23 protein-coding genes are annotated in these 22,522 nt (G+C 68.9%); 9 read left to right on the top strand and 14 right to left on the bottom strand.

Annotated elements, in window-relative coordinates; genetic code table 11:
• Positions 1 to 168 precede the first annotated feature (168 nt).
• The 5 genes from GQ56_RS0136990 to GQ56_RS0136970 all read left to right on the top strand — a co-directional run bounded on the left by GQ56_RS0136990 (position 169) and on the right by GQ56_RS0136970 (position 5,166).
• Positions 169 to 960 (top strand): SDR family NAD(P)-dependent oxidoreductase, encoded by a 792-nt coding sequence (locus GQ56_RS0136990; RefSeq protein ID WP_031403432.1) that lies wholly within the window; start codon positions 169 to 171, stop codon positions 958 to 960.
• Between the two features lie 193 nt (positions 961 to 1,153).
• Positions 1,154 to 2,212 (top strand): LysR family transcriptional regulator, encoded by a 1,059-nt coding sequence (locus GQ56_RS0136985; RefSeq protein WP_031403431.1) that lies wholly within the window; start codon positions 1,154 to 1,156, stop codon positions 2,210 to 2,212.
• 102 nt (positions 2,213 to 2,314) lie between these two features.
• Positions 2,315 to 3,016 (top strand): DUF4286 family protein, encoded by a 702-nt coding sequence (locus GQ56_RS0136980; protein WP_031403430.1) that lies wholly within the window; start codon positions 2,315 to 2,317, stop codon positions 3,014 to 3,016.
• A gap of 90 nt (positions 3,017 to 3,106) precedes the next feature.
• Entirely contained in the window at positions 3,107 to 4,414 is a 1,308-nt protein-coding gene (locus GQ56_RS0136975) for an MFS transporter (RefSeq protein WP_031403429.1), read from the top strand.
• A gap of 50 nt (positions 4,415 to 4,464) precedes the next feature.
• Positions 4,465 to 5,166: a DUF2848 domain-containing protein gene (locus GQ56_RS0136970; RefSeq protein WP_031403428.1), complete on the top strand. Its 702-nt coding sequence runs from the start codon at positions 4,465 to 4,467 to the stop codon at positions 5,164 to 5,166.
• A 59-nt stretch (positions 5,167 to 5,225) separates the two neighbouring features.
• On the opposite strand, the gene GQ56_RS45970 is transcribed toward GQ56_RS0136970, so the two are convergent.
• From GQ56_RS45970 to GQ56_RS0136955, 3 genes are all read right to left on the bottom strand, one after another.
• On the bottom strand, positions 5,226 to 5,408 hold the full coding sequence (locus GQ56_RS45970; RefSeq protein ID WP_152601983.1) for a hypothetical protein: 183 nt from the start codon (positions 5,406 to 5,408) through the stop codon (positions 5,226 to 5,228).
• Between the two features lie 158 nt (positions 5,409 to 5,566).
• Positions 5,567 to 6,958 carry an RtcB family protein gene (locus GQ56_RS0136960; protein WP_031403427.1) on the bottom strand — a complete coding sequence of 464 codons (1,392 nt, stop codon included), beginning with the start codon at positions 6,956 to 6,958 and terminating at the stop codon, positions 5,567 to 5,569.
• A gap of 131 nt (positions 6,959 to 7,089) precedes the next feature.
• The gene (locus GQ56_RS0136955) at positions 7,090 to 8,073 is read right to left on the bottom strand and encodes an NAD-dependent epimerase/dehydratase family protein (RefSeq protein WP_031403426.1); all 984 of its coding nucleotides are present in this window, start codon (positions 8,071 to 8,073) and stop codon (positions 7,090 to 7,092) included.
• 98 nt (positions 8,074 to 8,171) lie between these two features.
• Here GQ56_RS0136955 and GQ56_RS0136950 point away from each other — a divergent pair, with 98 nt between their 5' ends.
• The gene (locus GQ56_RS0136950; protein WP_031403425.1) at positions 8,172 to 9,071 is read left to right on the top strand and encodes a LysR family transcriptional regulator; all 900 of its coding nucleotides are present in this window, start codon (positions 8,172 to 8,174) and stop codon (positions 9,069 to 9,071) included.
• Positions 9,072 to 9,195: 124 nt separating this feature from the next.
• Here the strand turns inward: GQ56_RS0136950 and GQ56_RS0136945 are convergent, their stop codons facing one another.
• The 4 genes from GQ56_RS0136945 to GQ56_RS0136930 form a co-directional block, all read right to left on the bottom strand.
• Entirely contained in the window at positions 9,196 to 9,687 is a 492-nt protein-coding gene (locus GQ56_RS0136945) for a hypothetical protein (protein WP_152601982.1), read from the bottom strand.
• Between the two features lie 80 nt (positions 9,688 to 9,767).
• Positions 9,768 to 10,157 (bottom strand): DUF3592 domain-containing protein, encoded by a 390-nt coding sequence (locus GQ56_RS42505; RefSeq protein ID WP_081895030.1) that lies wholly within the window; start codon positions 10,155 to 10,157, stop codon positions 9,768 to 9,770.
• On the bottom strand, positions 10,154 to 10,627 hold the full coding sequence (locus GQ56_RS42500) for an Hcp family type VI secretion system effector (RefSeq protein ID WP_075123107.1): 474 nt from the start codon (positions 10,625 to 10,627) through the stop codon (positions 10,154 to 10,156). The genes GQ56_RS42505 and GQ56_RS42500 overlap by 4 nt, the downstream gene beginning before the upstream one ends.
• Before the next feature lie 775 nt (positions 10,628 to 11,402).
• On the bottom strand, positions 11,403 to 12,275 hold the full coding sequence (locus GQ56_RS0136930) for a LysR family transcriptional regulator (protein WP_031403423.1): 873 nt from the start codon (positions 12,273 to 12,275) through the stop codon (positions 11,403 to 11,405).
• A gap of 169 nt (positions 12,276 to 12,444) precedes the next feature.
• Here GQ56_RS0136930 and GQ56_RS0136925 point away from each other — a divergent pair, with 169 nt between their 5' ends.
• Positions 12,445 to 13,905, top strand: coding sequence for an MFS transporter (locus GQ56_RS0136925; RefSeq protein WP_031403422.1), 1,461 nt, complete (start codon positions 12,445 to 12,447; stop codon positions 13,903 to 13,905).
• A 66-nt stretch (positions 13,906 to 13,971) separates the two neighbouring features.
• On the opposite strand, the gene GQ56_RS0136920 is transcribed toward GQ56_RS0136925, so the two are convergent.
• Together GQ56_RS0136920 and GQ56_RS0136915 are read right to left on the bottom strand one after the other, a co-directional pair.
• Positions 13,972 to 14,160: an oxidoreductase-like domain-containing protein gene (locus GQ56_RS0136920; RefSeq protein WP_031403421.1), complete on the bottom strand. Its 189-nt coding sequence runs from the start codon at positions 14,158 to 14,160 to the stop codon at positions 13,972 to 13,974.
• A gap of 82 nt (positions 14,161 to 14,242) precedes the next feature.
• Positions 14,243 to 14,680: a hypothetical protein gene (locus tag GQ56_RS0136915; RefSeq protein WP_031403420.1), complete on the bottom strand. Its 438-nt coding sequence runs from the start codon at positions 14,678 to 14,680 to the stop codon at positions 14,243 to 14,245.
• A 203-nt stretch (positions 14,681 to 14,883) separates the two neighbouring features.
• On the opposite strand from GQ56_RS0136915, the gene GQ56_RS0136910 reads away from it, so the two are divergent.
• The gene (locus tag GQ56_RS0136910; protein ID WP_031403419.1) at positions 14,884 to 15,306 is read left to right on the top strand and encodes a RidA family protein; all 423 of its coding nucleotides are present in this window, start codon (positions 14,884 to 14,886) and stop codon (positions 15,304 to 15,306) included.
• Positions 15,307 to 15,381: 75 nt separating this feature from the next.
• Here the strand turns inward: GQ56_RS0136910 and creD are convergent, their stop codons facing one another.
• The 5 genes from creD to GQ56_RS0136885 form a co-directional block, all read right to left on the bottom strand.
• The gene (gene creD, locus GQ56_RS0136905) at positions 15,382 to 16,770 is read right to left on the bottom strand and encodes a cell envelope integrity protein CreD (protein ID WP_031403418.1); all 1,389 of its coding nucleotides are present in this window, start codon (positions 16,768 to 16,770) and stop codon (positions 15,382 to 15,384) included.
• Positions 16,771 to 16,873: 103 nt separating this feature from the next.
• Entirely contained in the window at positions 16,874 to 18,325 is a 1,452-nt protein-coding gene (gene creC / locus GQ56_RS0136900) for a two-component system sensor histidine kinase CreC (RefSeq protein WP_031403417.1), read from the bottom strand.
• A 15-nt stretch (positions 18,326 to 18,340) separates the two neighbouring features.
• Positions 18,341 to 19,060, bottom strand: coding sequence for a two-component system response regulator CreB (gene creB / locus GQ56_RS0136895; RefSeq protein ID WP_031403416.1), 720 nt, complete (start codon positions 19,058 to 19,060; stop codon positions 18,341 to 18,343).
• A gap of 79 nt (positions 19,061 to 19,139) precedes the next feature.
• Entirely contained in the window at positions 19,140 to 19,853 is a 714-nt protein-coding gene (locus GQ56_RS0136890) for an SDR family NAD(P)-dependent oxidoreductase (RefSeq protein ID WP_031403415.1), read from the bottom strand.
• Positions 19,854 to 19,933: 80 nt separating this feature from the next.
• A complete protein-coding gene (locus GQ56_RS0136885; RefSeq protein WP_031403414.1) occupies positions 19,934 to 20,839 on the bottom strand; it encodes a sterol desaturase family protein in 906 nt (301 codons plus the stop codon).
• A 954-nt stretch (positions 20,840 to 21,793) separates the two neighbouring features.
• On the opposite strand from GQ56_RS0136885, the gene GQ56_RS46820 reads away from it, so the two are divergent.
• On the top strand, positions 21,794 to 22,522 hold a 729-nt coding region (locus GQ56_RS46820; protein ID WP_075123109.1), incomplete at its 3' end, for a hypothetical protein.

Below are 22,522 nucleotides of genomic sequence, written 5' to 3'. Positions count from 1 at the left end.
ACATACGCCCGCCTCGTCGCCGGAACCGCGATCGCACGAGCGTCCCGTCGTGCGGCGCGGCATCGTCGCGGGCTGCCTTCGGCCGCCCGCGTTCATCCTTTCGGCTGATACCGGCGCCCGCCCGCGCCGCCTAAAGTGACCGGGAACGCCACCTTTCCGGAGAACGACATGACGCACCCGCCACCCCGCACGATCGCGATCACCGGCGCCGGCACCGGTATCGGCGCTGCCTGCGCGCGCCGCTTCGCCAGCCGCGGCGACCGCGTCGTGCTGATCGGACGGCGCCTGGCACCGCTCGACGCGCTGGCCGCCGAAACCGGCGGCCTCGCGCTGGCCGGCGATGCCGCGAGCACCGCCGACTGGGCCCGCTTCCTGCCGGCCGTCGCCGCACGCTTCGGGCGCGTCGACGCGCTCGTCGCGTGCGCGGGCGGCCACGGGCTCGGCCGCGCGGACGAAACCGACGACGCGCAATGGCGCGACGCGATGCACGCGAACCTCGACACCGCGTTCGTCAGCGCGCGCGCGTGCCTGCCGGACCTGATCGCGCAGCGCGGCAGCATCGTGCTGGTCGCGTCGATCGCCGCGCTCGCGGCCGGGCCCGGCGTGTGCGGCTACACGGTCGGCAAGCACGCGCTGCTCGGGCTCGCGCGCTCGCTCGCGCGCGACTACGGGCCGCACGGCGTGCGGGCGAACGCGGTCTGCCCGGGCTGGGTCCGCACGCCGATGGCCGATGCGGAAATGGCGCCGCTGATGTCGGCGCACGGCGACACGCTCGACGGCGCCTATGCGCGCGTGAGCGCCGACGTGCCGCTGCGGCGCGCGGCCGACCCGGACGAAATCGCGGCCGTCTGCGCGTTTCTCGCGTCGCCGGACGCGTCGTTCGTGACCGGCGCGACGCTGGTCGCGGATGGCGGCGCGACGGTCGTCGACGTGCCGACGCTCGCGTTCGACGCGCTCTGACGCGACGGGCGCACACGGACGCACACGGGCGCGCCGACCGCGCGTCGCCGCGTGGCCGGCGGCATGACGTTCCCGCGCTCACGCGTGCCGCCCCGTCCTGCCGCCCGCCGGCACGCGCGCATTTCCCGCCGGCGAAAATCCGCTACCATCGACCGATCCCGCCGCCCGGCACGGCCTCACCGTTCGGATCTCGATGAACATCCGGTTCCTTGAAACCTTCGTCTGGCTCGCGAAGCTGGAAAACTTCCGGCTCACGGCCGAGAAACTGCACACGACGCAGGCCGCCGTGTCGAGCCGCATCGCGTCGCTCGAGGAAGCATTCGACGTGCGCCTGTTCGACCGCAACACGCGCTCGGCCACGCTCACGCCCGCGGGGCGGCGCATGCTGGCCTATGCGGAGCGGATCGTGCGGCTCGACGGCGAAATGCGGCGCGACATCGACGCGGCGAGCGACGCGGGCCTGATCCGGATCGGCGTGATCGAATCGATCGTGCACAGCTGGTTCCCCGCGCTGATGGCGCAACTGCGCGAACGCTACCCGCGCCTCGACGTCGAAATCACGAGCGACACCACGCTGCACCTGATCCGCCTGCTCAGCACCGACGGCGTCGACCTGATCCTGCAGACCGACCCGGTGCCGGGCCCCGACTTCACGAACCTGCCGCTGTGCGAATTCCCGGTGCGCTGGGCGGCGAGCCCGCGCCTCGGGCTCGGCGGCCGGCCGCTCGACGTCGCGCGCCTCGCCGAATTCCCGATCATCAGCTTCTCGCGCCACTCGGGGCCGCACGCCACGATCGAGCGGCTGTTCGCGGCCGTCGAGCGGCCGGCCAGCATCAACTGCATCACGTCGGTCGCCGCGATGATCCGCCTCGTCGCCGACGGCTTCGGCGTGGCCGCGCTGCCGCCCGCGATCATCGGACGCGAGCTGCACGAAGGCGCACTCGAACTGCTCGACGTCGCTCCCGAATTCCCGGCGCTGCCGCTCGTCGCGACGTATCGCAGCCAGGGCCTGCCGGTGGCCGCGCGCATCGCGGAGCTGGCAAGCGAAGTCGCGCGAGCGACAGCCGCCGCCGCGAGCGTCGCGAAGCCGGCTCCGTCAGCCGCATCCGGCGCCGCCGCCCGGCCCTCCGGCAAGGCAACCCGCGCCCACGCGAAAAAGAAAGCGCCGGCAACGCCGGAGCGCACCGCGCAAGCCGCGCCGCGCGCCACCCCCGCACGCCCCGCCGCGAAACGCCGCCCGCGCCGCTCATAAGAAAACCTGTTCACCGCGAATTTGTTTTCTTGTTGGACGGGCGCGGCCCGTCTTCGTGACACTGCGGTTCCTGACACCGCCCCCGTCACGAGGAACCCCGCGATGACCCGCCTTTCCCTTCCACACGGCCAGCTCTGCGTCTGGACCGATATCGACCCCGCGCACGAAGCCGATTTCAACGCGTGGTACGACCGCGAGCACATGCAGGAACGCGTCGCGATTCCCGGCTTCACGCACGCGCGCCGCTTTCGCGCGACCGATCGCGGCCCGCGCAAATATCTCGCGCTGTACGTGACGGACACGCTCGACGTGTTCCGCGGCGACGCGTACCGGCGCGCATTCACGCAGCAGACCGCATGGTCGCTCGCGAACTTCGAGCGCATGACGGGCACGCAGCGGCGCGTCGGCGAACTGACGATCGAGGCCGGCGACGGCGAAGGCGTCCATCTCGCGCTGTTCGTGCTGCCGCCGGACCGCATCGACGCCGCGGGACTGCGCGCGGGCTTCGACGACGCGCTGCACGAACCGGGCATTCACGCCGCGCGACTCTTCCGCACCGCGCCCGACCTGTCCGCGCCGATCGGCGCTGCCGTGGCCGCACGGCCGGCCGCCGATGCGCTCGTGCTGATCGAAGGCAGCGACGCGGACGCGACGCGCCGCGTGGCCGCCTCGCTCGCCGGGCATGACGACGTGCGCACCTTCGACCTGCTGTGGCGCGCCGTCGCGCCGCTGCACGTCGCGCGCGGCGGCGCCGCAACCGGGCCCGCCGACGCGACTGCCGCTGCCGCCGTTCAGCCGGCCTGATCGACCCGCCCGCCGCACCGCCTGCGCAATGCGCGCCGCCCCATCGGCCCCGTGCCTTCCACCGTCTTCCGTCACGACCAGCCCGACACCATGAACACGCTCGCCCAGCCCGCCGCCCGCGCGCCCCGCCGCGTCCGCAACAGCCGACTCGCGACCGCGAGCATGATCGGCACGTCGCTCGAGTGGTACGACTTCACGATCTACAACACGCTCGCCGCGCTCGTCTTCAACCATCTGTTCTTCCCGTCGGTCGATCCGCTGGCCGGCACCCTCCTCGCGTTCTCGACCTATGCGGTCGGCTACGTGTCGCGCCCGCTCGGCGGCTTCGTGTTCGGCAACCTCGGCGACCGCATCGGCCGCCGCGCGGTGCTGATGCTCACGCTCGTCCTGATGGGCGTGACGACCGCGCTGATGGGCGCGCTGCCGACCTATGCGCAGGCCGGCATCCTGAGCCCGGTCCTGCTCGTCGCGCTGCGCTTCGTGCAGGGCGTCGCGCTCGGCGGCGAATGGGCCGGCGCGGTGCTGCTGTCGGTGGAGCACGGCGACCAGAAGCGGCGCGGGCTGTCCGCGTCGTGGACGCAGATCGGCCCGTCGTTCGGCACGCTGCTCGGCACCGGCTGCATCGCGCTCGTGACGCTGTCGACCACGTCCGCCGATTTCCTGTCGTGGGGCTGGCGCCTGCCGTTCGCGGCCAGCGCGCTGCTGGTCGTGTTCGGCTTCTGGCTGCGGCGCGGCGTCGACGAGACGCCGCAGTTCGAGGCGCTCGCCGAATCGCATGCGACCGCCGAGGTCCCCGTCGCCGACGTGCTGAAGTACCACGGCAGGCGCCTGCTGATCGCGGGCGGCTCGCGGATCGGTTCGGACGTGCTGTACGCGCTGATCGTCGTGTTCACGCTCACCTACGTGACGACCGTGCTGCACCTGTCGCGCCCCGTCGCGCTGACGGCCGTGATGGTCGGCACGGCCTGCAACGCGCTCGCGGTGCCGTTCTTCGGCGCGCTGTCGGACCGCTTCGGCCGCCGGCCCGTGTATCTCGCCGGCGCGCTGGCCGGCATCGTGTGGGCGTTCGTGTTCTTCGCGATGCTCGATTCGGCGCGCCCCGCCGCGATCGTCGCGGCGGTTGCGATCGGCCTCGTGATCCACGCGGTGATGTACGGCCCGCAGGGCGCGTTCGTGACCGAGCAGTTCCCGACCCGCGTGCGCTATGCGGGCGCGTCGCTCGCCTACACGCTCGCCGGCATCGTCGGCGGCGGCTTCGCACCGCTGGCGATCACCGCGCTGTACCGGCAGACGGGCGCGACGACGGCCGTGTCGCTGTACGTGAGCGCCGCGCTCGTCGTCACGTCGGTCGCACTGCTCGCCGCGCGCGAAACCGCGCACCGGCCGCTCGAGGATTGAGCAGTGCCGCCGCGCCGGTTCATTCAATCGCACTCCATATGGATACCCGCATGCCTACTCTGTCGTTCAACGTGATTCCCCTGCAAGGCGCGCCGGCCGCGCTCGACGTCGAGATCGAACGCGTCGTGATCACCGGCTGGGCCGGCCGCGACCCGGCGGCCATCCGCGCGCATATCGACGAACTCGCGGCGCTCGGCGTCGCACCGCCGTCGACCACGCCCTGCTTCTATCGCGTATCGGCCGCGCTGCTCACGCAGGCGCCGGCGATCGGCGTGCTCGGCGCGCGCTCGGGCGGCGAAATCGAATGCGTGCTGATCGACAGCCCGGCCGGTACGCTCGTGACCGTCGGCTCCGATCATACCGATCGCGAAGTCGAGGCATACGGCGTCGCGGTGTCGAAGCAGGTGTGCGCGAAACCGCTCGGCCGCGACGCGTGGCGTCATGCCGATGTCGCCGCTCACTGGGATGCGCTGGAAATGCGTGCGTGGCTGATCGCGCGCGACGGCGCACGGACGGCGTACCAGCACGGCGCGGTGAGCGGCCTGCTCGCGCCGGACGCGCTGTGGCAACGGTTCGACGACCGCCGCACGATGCCCGCGCGCTGCGCGATGTACGGTGGCACGGTTGCCGTGCATGGCGCGATCGCGGCGATGCGCGACGGCGATGCGTTCGAGATGGAATTGCACGATCCGGTGCTCGGACGCAGCCTGAGGCACCGGTATGCGGTCGAGGTGCTGCCTGTCGTGGCATAGCGGCCGGCGCACCTCGCACGGCCCGCGGGCGCGGCGGCATTGCACCGCCGCGCCTGAGCCTACCGGTACGGCTGGAAGCAGTGGTAGTCCGGAAAATTGACCTGCGAGTTCTCGCAATAGAGGACACCGACCAGGTCGGTGCACCCGCTCAACGTGAACACGATGGCCCCTGCCATCCACGCCTTCCATCCGAAGCACGACATCGCGCCCCCCGTTTTCGCGTTATGAGTATCGACTGTCATGATGCGCATCGGACGCGCGCGGCTTTGTGGAGAATTGTGGTTCCACGGGTTGTTCACCTCGCGAGGACGCCTGCGCCGGCCCGCGCACGGCCGCCGACGCCCGACACGGTCGCGGCGCGAAAGATGGCGGCGGCGGTCGACCCGCACGCCGCCGCCCTTCACGCCTTGAACGTGATCCACGGCTTCAGCCTGACCGCGCTGCGGATCAGGCCCGCCTGCTCCTGAGCATCGATCACCGGCCCGATCGGCTTGTAGGCCTCCGGCGCTTCCTCGATCCGGCGTTCGTCGCGCAGCGTCACGCATCGCCACGTACCAGGCGCCTGCTCCGTACGCATCCGCCGCACCGCCTGCCGGCGCACGCTGCGGCCGGCCCCGTGGCTGCATGACCACAGCCAGTCGGGATGGCCGAGCCCGACCGCGAGAAACGACGCGTCGCCCATCGATCCGGGAATCAGCGCGAGATCGCCGTCGCGCGCGGGCGTCGCGCCCTTGCGGTGGACGTTCATCCCGTTCTCGCGCAGCACGACGTTGTGCGGCACGTCGACCACGAGCGCCGAGCGGGTCTCGCCGGTGAGCTCCGCCAGCTCCTGCCGCACCATCTCCGCGAGCACGACGCGGTTCAGCCACGCATAGCGCGCGGCCGTGCCCATCGCGACCAGGTATTCATGCGCAAGCTCGCCGGACAGGCCGTACAGCCCGCTTTCCGGATGCCGGACACCCGCCGGCCAAGCCGCGCGCGCCCGGTCCATCCAGCGGCGCCCGACGTAGAAGCCGACATCGCGCGAGCCGCTGTGGATCATCACGACGACATCGTCCTTCGCGAGTCCTGCGCGGTAGGCCGCGTGCCGGTCGAACACGGCGTCGACGACCTGCAGTTCGACGAAATGATTGCCGGACCCGGGGGTCCCAAGGCAAGGATCGCGGAATACCTCGCGCGACCCGACGTGTGCGTCAGGCGCGTATTTCGCGCTGCCGTCGAACCGGTCGAGGCCGATGCATGCGGACAGTTCGTCGATAAGCCGATCGCGGTCGACGTGCTGCCAGAGCCCCTGCCGCGCGACGCGATCGACGAATGCCGCCGGGCCCGCATCGAACAGCGCACGGAACGCGTCGCCGGCGACCGGCACGTCGCGCCGATCCGCGAGAATCGCGCGCGTGAGCCGCTCGACGAGCGCCGTCTCGAACGGCGCGAGCGCCGACCGCGTGAGGCCCGTGGTGACGAGACGCATCCCGCAATTGATATCGGTGCCGATCGCGGCGGGAATCACGAACGCATCGTCGGTCGCGACGATCGAGCCGACCGGCGCGACCCCGCCCGGATGGAAATCGGGCGTCGCGCAGGCCTTGCAGACGCCGTGATGGCCATCCGGCGAACGGACGGCCGCGAACGCGAGCAATTGCCGGACGGCCTTCTCCTCGAGCGGGAGCGCATCGGGCAACAGGACGGACGCCTGCGACCGTTCATTGCGCAGGTGGTAAATGCCGGCCTGACGGTCGACATGGATGCCTTGCCGTTGCAAGGCTTTCTTCAAGCGGGGAAATATGGACATCGCTGCTGGAAAAGAAAAAGGTACGACGCGACCTCCGGCATTCCGGCGGTCGTGGGTACCTTCCCGCAGCAGCGTCAAGGAAGGAAGCGCGGATCATAGCAGAACGCGGCGGCCGCCGCGACCGCCGTTGCTTACTTCAGACACCCCAGCCCCGCCAGCGTCGCTTCCACCGCCGTATCGAGCGGCGTCACCGGCTCGCGGCCGAGCAGCGCGGTCACCCGCGCGTTGTCGAGCCGGATCGGCTCGCGCCACAGGTAGCGCATCTCGAGCATTTCGCGCAGCGTCGTGACGAACGGCGCCGCGGCCCACACGAACCACCACGGGAACTTGCGCACCGCCGGCCGCAGCCCGTGCCGCTGCGCGACGCGGCGCACGGCTTCCGCCATCTGCGTGCCGTCGGCGTCCCAATGTCCGCCCAGGTGAAAGCGCGCGAACGGTTCCAGCGCGGCGCGCCGCTCGATCAGCTCGACCATCGTTCGCGCGGCGTCCGGCACGTACGACCATTGATGCCCGACGCCGCGCCGCCCCGGCAGGCTGACGACCCTGACCGGCCGCCCGGCCTTCACGAACCCTTGCGCGAACCAGCTGTTGCCGACGACTTTCGGCCCGAAGAAATCGCCGGCGCGCACGATGATCGTGCGGACGCCGTCCGCGGCCGCGTCCTGCAGCCGGCGCTCGAGCTCGACACGGATCGCGCCCTTGCGCGTCCACGGATGCTGCGGCGCGTCCTCGCGCAGCACCGGAAACGCATCGGCGCCGTAGTTGTAGACCGTGCCCGGCAGCACGACGGTCGCCTGCTCCGCCTGCGCCGCCGCGATGGTGTTGTCGATCATCGGCAGCACCTGCCCGGCCCAGTTCCGGTAGCCGGGCGGATTGACGGCGTGCACGATCACGCTGCAACCGCGCGCGGCGCCGATCACCGCGTCGCGATCCATCGCGTCGCCGCGCAGCCATGCGATACCGTCGCGCTCCGCCTCCCCGGCATCGAGCCCGCGCTTCAGCGCGCGCACCTGCCAGCCGGCATCGCGCAACTGCCGTGCGACTTCGCCGCCAATCCCGCCGCTCGCGCCGAGCACGAGCGCCTGTCGTTGCGTCCCGCCTGCGTTCGTTGCCATTGCCGCTCTCCCTGAATGAACCGTCGTGATGCGCATTCTGGCGCGCCGGCGGCTAACAAGGAATTGCCGAACCTGGTTGATCGGCTATACATTTATGCATGACCACAGACCTGAACTGGGAACGCTACCGCACCTTCCTCGCCGTGCTGACGGAGGGGTCGCTGTCCGGCGCGGCGCGTGCGCTTGGCATCACGCAGCCGACGGCCGGCCGGCACGTCGCGGCGCTCGAGGCCGCGTTCGGTCAGACGCTGTTCACGCGCTCGCCGTCGGGCCTGCTGCCGACCGAGGCGGCGCTCGCGCTGCGCGGCCATGCGGAGGCGCTGCGCAGCGCGGCCGCCGCGTTCGAGCGCGCGGCCGCGAGCCACGGCGCCGGCGTGCGCGGCATCGTGCGGATCTCGGCCAGCGACGTGATCGCCGTCGAAGTGCTCCCGCCGATTCTCGCGCAATTGCGGCGCAGCCATCCGGGGCTCGTCATCGAACTGGTGCCGACCGACCGCATCCAGGACGTGCTCAAGCGCGAGGCCGACATCGCGGTCCGGATGGCGCCGCCCGCGCAGGAGGCGCTCGTTGCGCGGCGCATCGGCGAAATCGATGTCGCGATGTATGCGCGCGACGACTACCTGGCGCGCAACGGTACGCCCGCGACGCTCGACGAACTCGCGCATCACGCGCTGATCGGCTTCGACACGGTCACGCCGTTCATCCGCTCGGCGGGGCGCGGCCTGCCGCAGTGGAAGCGCGACGCATTCGCGCTGCGCACCGACAGCAACCTCGCGCAGCTCGCGATGATCCGCGCCGGCTACGGGATCGGCTTCTGCCAGACGGGGCTCGCGCGACGCGACGCGCGGCTCGTACGCGTGCTGCCGGACGGCCCAGCGATGCAGCTGGAAACCTGGGTCGTGATGCACGAGGACCTGCGCACGAGCCCGCGTTGCCGGGCGGTGTTCGATGCGCTGGTGCGGGGGTTGCTTGAGTACGTCGACGGCGAACAAGTGTGACGGTGGTGCGCCACGAAGGGGCACAACAGCACCTCTCTCGCCTGCGTCACTGCCCCCGCCCTCCGGTTCGGACAATCCATAGCTGCCTGAGCAGAACGCGTGCGCGGTCGACGCAACGATTGCCTTATTCAGCGCTGTACAAGCCCTTGTAATCAAGGTGGCCAAACATGTACGAATATCCCACCGCATCTTGCAGCCCTTCATTAAAGCCGGCCACCCACAGCGCCGCTGGCGCACTTCTGATCGCCATTCCAATGAAGTCCGGCTTTGCAATGCCCATCATGAGCAGGGATCGATTGAGGCCGAGCAGCATTAACGAGCCCGCACCGCCAAATAGGTAACCTCCGGCCCCTTGGAAGTAGACCGTCCCTCCTTCGAGACTCTTGGGGTCCGTCAGGTCTACGCCCTTGAACGAATCCGTCAGGAAAAGTTTGCCAGTGCTTGTAAATTCGGTGGTAGCCCCCGTGCCGCTCAAGGAATCATTCTTTATCACTATTCGCGGAAGAGATAATTTTGAAAATTGTACAAGTGAAGCCAAAGCAACCGATCTTCCAATTCCGAATCCAGCGTAAACATATCGATGCGATTCGCCTTGAACATCACTAAGCGCAAACATACCGACCTCGGAATTGAATGGACCATAACCAACCCCGGAGCCGGCACTTGTATTGAATTTCCATCGGCTCCTTCTTAAAATCATTTCCCAAGATCCTCTCTAAACCGAACACCTCTAAATCCCGCGATCAAAGCAACTATCGCCAGAAACGCCAATAGCAATATGTAATCCCAGTGATCCGCAAAGGTATCAATCGTCACCGACCCTTCCGGGTCGTCGCGGTAGTAACGCACCTGCGTGGATTGACCGATCTCCAAGCTCCACCATGAGCTCACTGAAGTTTCGTAATGCCGTCCATCCTGCACATCGAATACGATCACTGGATGATGTTTACCGAATCCGAAATGAGCCACCTGTCCGGCAGTGACTTCCGAGGTCGAGAGGAAACGAATATTCGAGATTACACAGTAGGCCGTTACTACGGCGAGGACGCCTCCAATCAACAATGCAAAATGATTTCGCCGCCTCATCGATCTCGATTCTCTTTGATGTCAAAGCTTGCCGTTACGGTCCCTGCGCTTCCACCCAAGCCGCCTTGCAAAGTATATTCTTGCTTGACTCTCGAAAATGAAAGGCTCACATGCTCACAATAGCTGCTTTCAGCGACAATCGGCTGCACCTCCGTGATCACAACATCTTCCATTGTGATTTTCAGGAAATCCAATGGGGTTCCACCAGACTTCCTGGCCGTCAGCACGACCTTGGGAATATGCCGCCCCGTCAGACAGTAGCGCATAAGGTTAGGACTTGCCCGATCAATTTGATGAATAAATTCAAGATCGTTAATTGTTGCTTTTCCAGCCCCACCACCCGCCCCGGAAAGCATCGACGACTGCTGAGATATCTTCCATCTCCATCCATCTATTTGAATCTCGTCCCGATGAAACTCATCCTGCGATTCACCGGAAATCCCGTCGATCCTGACAAACATATCCGACATGGTGCCTCCAGACACAACAACGCCAAAAATTTGAAAAATCCGTAATAGTCACATCGCACGACACTACCATGTCGCCGCCCCCATTAATCTCAATATTGTCGAGACAAGGTAGCGACAGAATGGAGGGGCGAATGTGGAATCATCACAATAGCTTCACAAGCAAACCGTGCTCCGGCTCGAAATCCGTCCACATCAATCGGTGTGCACCGGCAGTTGATCGGCAACTCACTGCATCGCGCCAGTTGGCACGACAAGCACAACGGACACGAGGCATCCGGATTCGAACAATCTTCGGACCCGTATCGCTCGACAACATGATGCGACTGAGATCGCGGCCTCCAATCGATCGACGTCGATCAGGTCGCAGCCAATGACCGTGCGGGCCGTTGCGTCGATGCGCCCGACGTACGCCACGTCCAGTCGATTCAAGTGTGGGAGTAGATCAGTGTCGCACTCGAGCGACTAATCCAATTCGGCAACCTCGTATTTTTTATTCGGCAATCGTCCCCAAGGAATTGTGACCTTGGGTCAGACTTCGCCTCCCTGTATGCAGGGGTAGCCCGTCAATCCAGTGAGGAAGATACGAGTGGGTAGACACGATGACACGGGTGGCAGACTGCAATGAACGCCCAATCCGGCAGTCCTCCGGCCCCCTGCCACCGCCTCGCGCATTGAGAAGAAAGCGTGCGGCTGATGTCCGGCCTGCCGGACCAGACGTGCGGGCTTTCGCATTTCAGACCGGCACGCCTGAACCGTCATCCGGCTCGAAACCGCTTCACATCAGCAACTGCCTCGACAGCACCTCACGCGCCTGGGTGACGGTGTCGCGTTCGCCCGGCATCGGCGGCGTCAGCGAAAACACCGCGTCGGGCAGCGGCGGCAGCCGGTATTTCGCGCCCAGCCGCATCATGCCCTCGCCGATCGCCGACGCGCACAGGCAGCCGACGCCGAGCCCCGCCGCGAGCATCGACTGCAGCCCCGCGACACCCGATGCGCTGTGCACGAGCCGGTACGGCCGGTGCTGCTCGTCGAGCGAGCGCACCGCGATCTGATGCATCATGCAGTCGTCCGGCAGCAGCACGAGCGGCAACGGCTCGGGCAACTGCTCGGCAAGCGCCGGCGATGCGATCCAGGACAGCGGCTCGCGCCTCAGCACCCAGCGCGTATCGGCCGACGCGGGCCGGAACGGCCCGCTCGACAGGTTCATCACCACGCCGAGATCGACCTGCCCCCGCGCATGCGCGGCCTCGATGTCCGCGCTCTTCATCGCGCTCACATGCAGGCTCAGCTGCGGGTAGCACTCCCGCAGCCGCGCGAGCAGGCCCGCGACTTCGTTCGTCCGGTAGTAATCGGTGATCGCGACGCGCAGCTCGCCCCTGATCGCCTGCCCACGCATCTCGTCGAAGGCCGCCTCGTTCAGCGCGACGATGCGCCGGGCGTGCTGCAGCAGCCGCGAACCGGCCGGCGTCGGCTCGACGCCGCGCTTGCTGCGCACGAACAGCGGCACGCCCGCGCGCAATTCGAGCTTGCGCACCTGCTCGCTGACCGTCGACTGCGACAGGTGCAACTGCGGCGCGGCGGCCGTGAGGCTGCCGGCGTCGGCGACCGCCGCGAAGGTACGCAACTGATCCAGGTCGAAACCGCGCATCGTCCACCCCCATCCATCGATTTACCCGATGGATGCTACCACTCTTTCCCGCTTTTCCGATTCCTTGCGACCACCCAGAATGTCGGTCAATCGCCTGCTCCCGGCCGAACCGGCGCTTCCGGCGCCGCGCCGGCCGGGATGCAGCCCTCATTCTTCGGGACCGACTTCCATGACACACGACACCCTTGCCCCCTGCGCGCCGGCCGGCGCGGCCGCCGCGGCGACGCCGCGCAGCCACCACGGCTGGGCGCTGGTGGTGCTGCTGATCGGCGCGATTCTGCCGCCGCTCGACTACTTCATCGTGAATCTCGCGCTGCCGGCAATCCGCGACGGCATCGGCGCGCGTCCGGCGGAGTTGCAGATGGTCGTGTCGGCGTACGCGTGCGCGAACGCCGTCGCGCAGATCACCGGCGGCCGCCTCGGCGACCTGTACGGCCGCAAGCGCATGTTCATGATCGGGATGGCCGGCTTCGTGCTCGCGTCGACGCTGTGCGGGCTCGCCGACAGCGGAGCCGTCCTCGTCGGCGGCCGCGTGCTGCAGGGCCTGTTCGCCGCGACGCTCGCGCCGCAGGTGCTCGCGACGATCCGCAGCGTGTTCAGCCCGCAGGAACAGGTGCGCGTGATGGGCTTCTACGGTTTCGCGTTCGGGCTCGCGGCCGTGATCGGCCAGCTCGGCGGCGGCGCGCTGATCAGCCTGCATCCGTTCGGGCTCGGCTGGCGCGCGATCTTCCTCGTCAATCTGCCGATCGGCATCCTTGCGCTGCTCGGCAGCTGGCGCTTCATCCCCGAAAACCGGCCGCCGCGCGGCCAGCGCATCGACGTGCCGGGCACGGTGCTGCTGTCGCTGTTCCTGCTGATGCTCGTGTACCCGCTCACACACGGCCGCGAGGCCGGCTGGCCGCTGTGGATGGTCGCGTGCCTCGCCGGCGCGCTGCCGATGCTCGGCGCGCTGCTCGCGGTCGAGACGCGCCGGCTCGCCGGCGGCGGCGATCCGCTGCTCGACGTGCGGCTGTTCCGCAATCCGGTCGTCGCGCTCGGGCTCCTGCTCGCGTTCCTGTTCTACATGCTGAGCGCGTTCTTCCTGAGCTACGGGATCTATCTGCAGGGCTGCCTGAACTGGTCGCCGCTCGCGTCGGGATTCGCGATCCTGCCGCTCGGGCTCGGCTTTCTCGCCAGCCCGCTGCTGATGCCGCGCCTCGTCGGCCGGTTCGGCGGCCATCGCGTGCTGACGCTCGGCTTCGCGATGCTCGCGGCCGGCGTGACCGCCGCCGCCGCGCTCGCCCGCGACAGCGCGCCGGGGCCCGGCTTCTACGCAGGCATCGCCGCGATCGGCATCGGGCAAGGGCTCGTGCTGCCGTCGGTCGTGCGGATCGTGCTCGCGGAAGTCGATGCGGCGCGCGCGGGCGTCGCATCCGGCATGGTGAGCGCGATGCTGCAGATCGGCGCGGCGGTCGGCGCCGCCACGATCGGCGGCGTATTCCTCGCGCGGCTCGGCGCGCATCCGGCGGCGCCCGATTACGTGCAGGCGTTCCGGACGTCGATGTTCGCGCTGACGGTCGTGCTGCTGGCCTGCATCGTGCTGTCGACGGCGCTCGGGCCGCTGCATCGGCGGCGGCAGGCAACCGCCTGACGCAACATGGCGACGGTGCCCCGCCGGCGCGGGCACGGTCGACTGCTCACGACGTGCCCGGCGCGCTTACCCGCGTTGCGCCTGCCGCACCTCCCATTCGGCCAGCTCGACGCGATAGCGCGCCAGCGCCTCGTCGTACAGGTCGAAGACGCACGGCGAGCAGCCGCTGTTGCAGCAGTCTTCCAGTTCGGGTTGGATGGGCGGGGTCGGACGGGGATCGTCGACGGACGATTCCGGGGAGGCAACGTTGGGCACGGCGACGGTCGAATGACGAAACGCGCCCAGTATAAGCGGATGCCGCGCGGCGTGCGTGCCGCGCGCGCCTCTCCGCGCCGCGTCATATCCCCAGTATCGTCACCTGGTCGTGGCGGATCCGGATCTCGCTCGTCCAGGCGTCGATCCCCGCGATCATGTCCGCCAGCTCGGTGCAGCCGGCGTCCAGCCGCGCGACGAAATCCCGCCGCGAATCGCGGAACACGTAGCCGAGCCGGTCGAGCGCCGCCGTGCGCTGCGCGGCGGCGCCCAGCATCCCGCGCGTGTCGTTCAGCTCGGCGACGATCCGGAGCCAGTCCGGCATGCCGATGCCGTTGAACGCCGCGTGATCGTAGTCGGGAATCTGTCGGGCAATCGCCGGTTCGATCAGGCCGAAGACTTCCTCTTCGAAAAACAGCGACCCCTCGTTCCAGCACTTGCGCGCATACGGGCCGCCCATGAGTTCGATGTACGCGGTGCCGTGAAGCGCCGCGAGATCCCTGATGATCCGGATATCGTCCATGTAGTGTCGTCGTGATTGCCGCCGCGGCGTCGCTCACGCGGCCCCGGGCGTTGCGCCATAATGGCGCAATTGTCGGCGAACCCGGCGGCCCTGTCGACGTTGCGCGGCCGTTGCGCTGCGCTTCCGGCCGGCACGCAGCCGCGTGCCCGTCGCACCGCCAGCCGTACCGCCGCACGCCGTCACCGATCGCCAGGAGGCGCGACATGGCCGAAGCAGTGAATCCACCGGAAGTCTGGGCGCCGTTCGGCGCGTTCTCGATGGCCGTGATCCAGGGCGACGGGCGGATCGTGCATCTGAAGGGACAAGTCGCGCTCGACCGCGACGGGCAAGTCGTCGGCCTGGGCGACATGCGCGCCCAGGTGCGCCAGGCGCTCGACAACATCCGCGACGTGCTCGCCGCGCTGGGCGGACAGATGCAGGACGTGATCTCGCTCGTCCACCATGCGACCGACATCGACGCATTCATGCAGACCGGCGACATCCGCCGCGCGTACTTCGCCGCGCCCCATCCCGTGACGACGACCGTCCAGGTCGAGCGTCTCTACCATCCCGACCTGCTGATCGAGATCACGGCCGTCGCCGAGATTCCGCTGGCCCGGTTTCGCCGGCCCGCATCGCCTGCGTGATGTGCGTCATCCCGCGCGGCATGACGCGCCGGCCGGGATGCCCCCGGCCGGCACACCCGTTCCCGGCCCGTGCGCTCACTGCGCCGGCGTGCCCGGTTTCGCCGCGCCCGCTTTGTCGGCGAGCGGCTGCCACGCGGCGCCGAGCGAATACCAGTCGACGCGGCGCGTCAGCGTCATGATGCCGGCGAGGATCGCGAACAGCATCAGCGAACCGAGCATCAGCGCGTTGTCCTCCGACAGCAGCAGCCCGTAGAGCGCCGCATACAGCATCGCGAGCAGCGCCGCGAACATCGCGCCGCGCTTCACGCTGTGCAGCACGAACGACAGGTAGAACCCGAGCAGCCCGATGCACGCGCCGCTCGCGACGAGATACGCGAGGCCGAACGCGATGTGCTCGGACAGGCTCAGCAGCAGAAGGAAGAACAGCGCGAGCGACAGGCCGACCAGCGTGTACTGGATCGGGTGAATGCGCAGCCGCTTCACGAGTTCGTACATGAAGAAGCTCGCGAACGTGAGCATCACGAACAGCGCGCCGTACTTGGTCGCGCGTTCGGTCTGCAGGTACACGTTCACCGGTTCGATCACCGACACCGACGCCGTCTCGATCACGCTGTCGCCGTTACCGGACGCAACCTGCTCGCGCGCCTTCGTGTTGAACGACGTCACGTGCCAGTTGCTGACGAAGCCGCGCGCATCGACCGTGCGTTCGGCCGGCAGGAACTCGCCGCCGAAGCTCGGATGCGGCCACGTCGATTTCAGCGAGAAATCGTTCTGGTCGGCCACCGGCACGAACGCGAGCGATTCCGCGCCCGCCAGCGACAGGCCGATGCTGAACGGCACCGCCGTCGCGCCGGCCCGGGCGTCCGTCAGCGCGGCGAGATCGACGTCGGCATGCACGCCCTGGCGCAGGCTTTCCAGCCGCGTGCTCTGCTCCACGTCGAAGCGCCGGCCGGCGATGCGCAGGTCGGGTTGCGCCTTCAGGCCACGCAGGTCGCCGATCCCGAGCGAGACATACGCGCTGTCGATCTTGAAACTCACGTGGCCCTCGGCCTGCGGCAGCTTGCTCAGGTCCGGCAGCGGCAGCGTGCCCGTCATGCGGCTGTCGAGCCCGTAGACCAGCGCCTTGTGGATGCCGCGATAGCGCACGTTGACCGACAGCGTGCCGTCGACGTTCAGCGTCTTCGGAAACACCAGCAGGCGCTTTGCCTCGCTTCTCAGGCTCGTCTTCGTCTTGCCGCCGGCCGGCGAATCGTCGCGCACGCGCGTGACTTCGGTGTAGCGCACGACGAGCACCGGCCCCGTCACCGCCTGCGGCCCCGCATAGCTCGCCCAGATGCTCTGCAGCGCATTCTGTCGATAGTCGGCGCGTTCGCGCACGATGCCCTGGACCATCTGCAGCGGGATCAGGATCGCCAGCGCGAGAAACGCGGTAATCATGGACTTGAACAACAGGACTCGATTCATTGCTGGCATGTACCGGAGTGGAAGGTACGGTCAGCATGAGCGGCTCGGGTGAAGGGCGCCTGAAGCCGGCGTGAAGCGAATGTGTGGCGAACGTGAAGCGCGGTCAGCCCGCCGCCGGCAGCGTGAGCGTCGCGCATGCGCCGCCTTCGGCGCGGTTCGCGAGCGCGACCTGGCCGCGATGCAGCATCGCGACCTCGCGGACGAAACACAGCCCGAGGCCCGTGCTGCGATCCTGCCCGTCGGGACGCGGCAGCGAATAGAAGCGCTCGAACACGCGCGCCAGCGCATAGTCGGGCACGCCGGGGCCGTCGTCGTCGACGCGCACGACCGCGACGTGCGCCCTGCCCGCCGGCTGCCGTTCGAGCGCGATGCGGATCGTGCTGCCGCGCGGCGCGAAATCCAGCGCGTTGTCGAGCAGGTTGCCGAGCGCCTGGCGCAGCAGGAACGGATCGCCCTCGACGCGCGCCGGATCGGCCGCGTCGTGCGCGTCGATCGTCAGGTTCACGCCGCGCTGCCGCGCGCGCGGCTCGATATCGTCGACGAGCTGTTCGAGCACCGGCCGCAGCGCGACCGGTTCGCGCACCGACAAGCGCTGCTTCTGTTCGACTTCGGCGAGCGCGAGCAGCTTGCGGATCATCTGCTCGAGGCGGCCGGCCTGGCGGCGGATGTTCCCGGTGAAACGCCGGCGGTTCTCGACCGGCATGTCTTCCTGCAGCAGTTCGGCCGCGCCGCTGATCGCGGCCAGCGGGCTCTTCATCTCGTGCGTGAGCGTATGGATGTAGGTCTCGACGTACTGCCTGTCCTCCAGCCGCTGATGCATGCTTTCCACCGCGCGCCCGAGCTCGGCCAGCTCGTTCGCGCCCTGCAGCGGCATGGTCGCGCGCTCGCCGGCCGCGATCGCGCGCGCATAGCGCTGCAGGCGCCGCAGGCCCAGCACGAGCCACCACGTGCACGCGGCGCCGATCAGGATCGCGCAGCCCATCAGCAACGCGCCGTACAGCATGATCTTGCGCTGGCTGCGCGCGATGAACGGCGCGACCGTCTGGTTCGGCTTCGCGATCGTCAGCACGCCGATGATCTCGTTGCCGTGCCGGATCGGCGCCGCGACGTGCATCACCGTGCTGCTGTCGTCGTTCGGGTCGCTGCGCGTGCTGCGCGCGCCGTACTCGCCGCGCAGCGTCCGGTACACGTCGTTCCAGCGCGAATAGTCCTGCCCCACCGCGCTGCCGGACGAGTCGTAGCGCACGATGCCGTGCGCGTCGGTGATGTAGATGCGGTAGCTGATCGTGTTCTTGTGCATGCCCCACACGTTCGCGCTGACGGGGCTTTCATGCAGCCTGGCGAGCTGGCGCGCGAACGCGCCGTCAGCGATGTGGCCGTTCGCCATGTCGTCGGCGGCCAGCGTCGCCAGCACCTGCGCGGTATCGACGAGCGTGTCCTCCATCGCCTCGCGCACGCCGGGCTTCACCTCCTGCACGAACACGCGCAGCGTGATCAGCGCGGCAAGGCCGACGATCAGGAAGAAGCCGAAGAAGATGCGCAGGCCGATGTGCATGGGCGGTGCCGGTCGTTACGGTTGCAGCGAATAACCCATGCCGCGATGCGTGCGGATCGGGTCGCGCTCGGGATCGATCGCGCGCAGTTTCGCGCGCAGCGTCTTGACGTGCGTGTCGACCGTGCGGTCGGCCGAATCGAAAGCCTCGTGCCACACGAGATCCATCAGCTGTTCGCGCGAATAGATGCGCCCCGGATGCCGGACGAGCAGCGCGAGCAGGCCGAATTCGTAGCGCGTGAGGTCCAGCGGGCGGCCGAGCCACGACACGCGCGCGCCGTCCGCATCCAGCGTGAAACCCGGCGCGACGGCGGCGGCCGGCGGCACGGGCGCGGGTGCCGGCGCGGGTGCAGGTTCCTGCGCTGCCGTGCGGTGAAAGCGCCGCAGGATCACGCGCACCCGTGCAGCCAGCTCGCGCGGCGAGAACGGCTTGACCACGTAGTCGTCCGCGCCGATCTCGAGCCCGACGATGCGGTCGATCTCGTCGTGCCGCGCGGTCAGGAAGATCACCGGCACGTCGGAAAACGTGCGCAGCCGCCGGCACACCTCGAAGCCGCTCAGGTCCGGCAGGCCGACGTCGAGCACCACGAGGTCGAAGCGCGTGTCGCGCAGGCGGTCGAGCGCTTCCTGACCGAGCGTGCAGTGGACGGTCTGCATGCCGTCGGTGCCGAGGGCATAGACGATCGTGTCCGCGATCGCCATTTCATCTTCGACGATCAGGATGGTGGGTTGATTCATGGTCTCGGGCTGGGCTCGCGCATTCCGGGTGCGACATTGTACGCATCGCCGGCCGCGACGCGAGCCCCTGCCCGCCGCGCTACGCCACGCGGCCCGTCACCGGAATCGACGCGCCGGTGATGGCCTGCGCGTCGGCCGACAGCAGGAACCCGATCGTCGCCGCGATCTGTTCCGGCCGCACCCAGCGCGTGAAATCCGCGTCCGGCATGTCGACGCGGTTCGGCGGCGTATCGATGATGCTCGGCAGGAGCGCGTTCACCGTCACGCCGCGGTCGAGCAGTTCGGCCGCCAGCGCCTCGGTGAGCCGCGCGACGCCGGCCTTCGCGGCCGCGTATGCGCCCATCCCGGCACCCGCCCTGAACGCCGCGCCCGCGCCGATGTTGACGATGCGTCCGGCCGGGCTCGCCAGCAGGTGTGGCAGCGCGGCCTTCGAGGCATTCAGCGCGGTCTTCACGTTCAGCTCGTACATGCGGTCCCACGTGGCGGCATCGCCGTCGGCGATCGTCTGCCAGACGAACGCGCCGGCGATGTTCAGCAGCGCGTCGACTCGGCCGAATTCGCGCTGCACGGTGTCGAGCGACTGCGCGGCGGCCTGCGGATCGACGAGATCGATGCCGCCGATGCGCAGCGCATCGGCCGGCACGCCGGGCAGCGCCTGCGCGAGCGGAGCGGCGCCGCGGCCGATCAGCGCGACGCGGGCGCCGCGCTCGCCCAGCCACGCGGCCGTCGCGACGCCCAGATGGCCGAATCCGCCCGTGATCGCGACTGCCTTGCCATTCAGATCGTGTGCCATCGTCAGTGTTCTCCTGGATCGAGGTTGGCTTGAGGATGCGTGCCGGCCGCGGCCGGCGATTCGTCACAGGGTAGCGCCGTTCACGCATCCGTGCGCACGGCGACGAGGCGGCGGCGCAACTCCTCCGTCGTCTCGCCCCGGTTGTCCGGGCGCCAGCCCGGCGGCAGCAGTACGAAGCGGATCGCGGTCCACACGTCGCGAGCGGTTGCGACGTCGCGGGCGAGGCTCGCCCAGTGTTCCAGCTCGACGACGAACGGATTGCGCGAGCGGGTCGGCGTGACGAGACCGTAACGGCACGGCTCGTCGGCGCGCTCGGCGACATAGGTGCCGAACAGCCGGTCGAACACGATCAGCACGCCGCCGTAGTTCGCGTCGAGATAGTCGAGGTTCGATGCATGGTGCACACGATGCGCGGACGGCGTGTTGAACACGTATTCGAGCCAGCCGAGCTTCGGCATCCAGGTGTTGTGCAGCCAGAACTGGTACAGCAGGTTGAACGACAGGATCGCGAGCACCGCTTCCGGACGCACGCCGAGCCACACGAGCGGCGTGAAGAACATCGCGGCGCCGGCGAGCTTGCCGGTCCAGCCGAGGCGGAACGCGGACGACAGCGTCAACTGGTTCGGCGAATGATGCACCGCATGGGTCGACCAGAAGAAGCGCACGCGGTGCGACGCGCGGTGATACCAGTAGTAGCAGAACTCCTGGCCGACGAACACGAGCAGCGCGAGCGCGACGCTGTGGAGCTGAATCGTGAAGAGCCGGTGCGACCACGCGAAATCGAACACGGGCGCGGCGAGCGACAGCGGCACCAGCGCGAGCAGCTTGCGGCCCGCGAGATCGGCGAGCGACAGCCACACCTCGTTCCAGTCGAACGGTTCCGGCCCGCGGGCGCGGCGCCAGGTGAGCACGGCCGCCTCGACGAGCGAGACGGCGACGATGAAGAGCGTGACGAAGTACGCGAGCTTTCCGGTGGTCGTGAGCATGATGGGTCTTTCCTTCGGTTGAATCGGACGCGTCATGGGCGGCACGGGCTGCCGTCGCGTCGAATGGAACGCACTGTAGGGGGCGCGGAACGGAAAGACCACGCGGGAAGTATGTCGCCGTATGTCGCGGCAGGCAGCGTTCGGGGGGCCTGTGGCGGGCGCGGGCGCGTGTGGGCTGGCGTGTGGGCTGGCGTGTGGCCGGGGCATGGCTGCGGGTCGGCGAGGCCGGAAGGAAATATGTCGCCGCATGTCGTGGCGGCCTGCGTTCGGGTGGCCTGCGGCTGGCGCGGGGGCGTGCGGCTGGCGCGTGGCCGAGGCAGGGCTGCGGGCCCGCGAGGCCGGGAGGAAATAGGTAGCCGCATGTCGTGGCGGCCTGCGTTCGGTCGGCCTTTGCCAGTCGCGGGCGCGTGCGGGCTGGCGAGTCGCCGAGGCAGGGCTGCGGGCGGGCCGGCCTGCAAGCAGATATGTCGCGGCGCAGACGGTCGCCTGTGTCCGCAGACCTGAAGCAAAGGGCCCGCCCGCTCTGGAGATGAACACCGTCGCTTCCTTGCAAGCGTCGATTCGTCGGAAGGCATGCAAGGGCGATTCGATGTCGCGGAGCAGCGGAGCCGCCCAAACGCGACGCACCGCCTGCGTTCAATGCGCGCGGCTTCGCGAGACGCGACGCACGGATGAATCATCGGTCGGCAAATATGTCGCCGCATGTCGCCGCGACATCCGCCTGCTTCACGCGTGACACATCCAGCGCCGCGCGACCGTCCCGCCGGCAGTCTTGCCCCGCGCGGCAGGCGCGCGATCGGCGCGGCCCGCGTACTCATTCGTCGTACTTCGAAATGGCGCCCGACGTGTAACACCGCGACATCTTTCATGACGCGACTGGCGCGCGCCACCGACCTAAAGTTCGTCCCGTCGCCACGCCACTGCGTGCACCGAAACGAACCGCAAGGACCCCCGATGAAAACCCGCCTCCTCTTCACTGCCGCCGCACTCGCCCTCACCTGCGCGCCGGCCTTCGCCGGCTGGGCCGGCCACGGCACCGCATACACGCCGCGCGGCGTCTACAGCGGCGCGCACGCCGGCTCATGCGGCGGCGGCAGTTGCTCGCATGCGGGCGGCGTGATCGGCCCTGGCGGCGGCGTGGCGACCAACACGGGCACCGTCACGCGTACCACGCCGGGACAGTTCTCGAACAGCGGCACGGCTGTCGGCCCGAACGGGCGCTCGGTCGAGCACAGCGGCGACACGAGTTGCGCGGGCGGCACCTGCTCGCATACCGGCTCGCTGACGGGTTCGGACGGACGCAGCGCGTCGACGTCGGGCAGCGTGACGCGCAACGGCCCCGGCCAGTACACGTCGAGCGGCACGATCACGGGCTCGGGCGGCAACACGGCCAGCCACACGGCCTCGACGAACTGCGCCGGCTCGACCTGCTCGCGCTCGGGCACCGTGACGGGCCCGGACGGCGACAGCGTCACGCATGCCGGCAGCGCGACGCGCGTGGCGCCGGGCGTCGTGACGACGTCGGGCGGCTCGACGGTCGTACACGGCGGCACGGTGTCGGCCGGCGGCACGACCGTGATCCACGGCAGCACGGCGGCAGGCGGCGCGGTTGTCGTGACGGGCGGGCCGGTTCCGGTTCCCGTGCCCATCGCGCCGCCCCCGCCGGCCGCCGTGGATCACGGT

This window comes from Burkholderia paludis, assembly GCF_000732615.1.
GTDB lineage: Bacteria > Pseudomonadota > Gammaproteobacteria > Burkholderiales > Burkholderiaceae > Burkholderia > Burkholderia paludis.
Note: the sequence above shows the minus strand (reverse complement) of the source record. Positions and strands in the feature narration are given on the sequence as shown.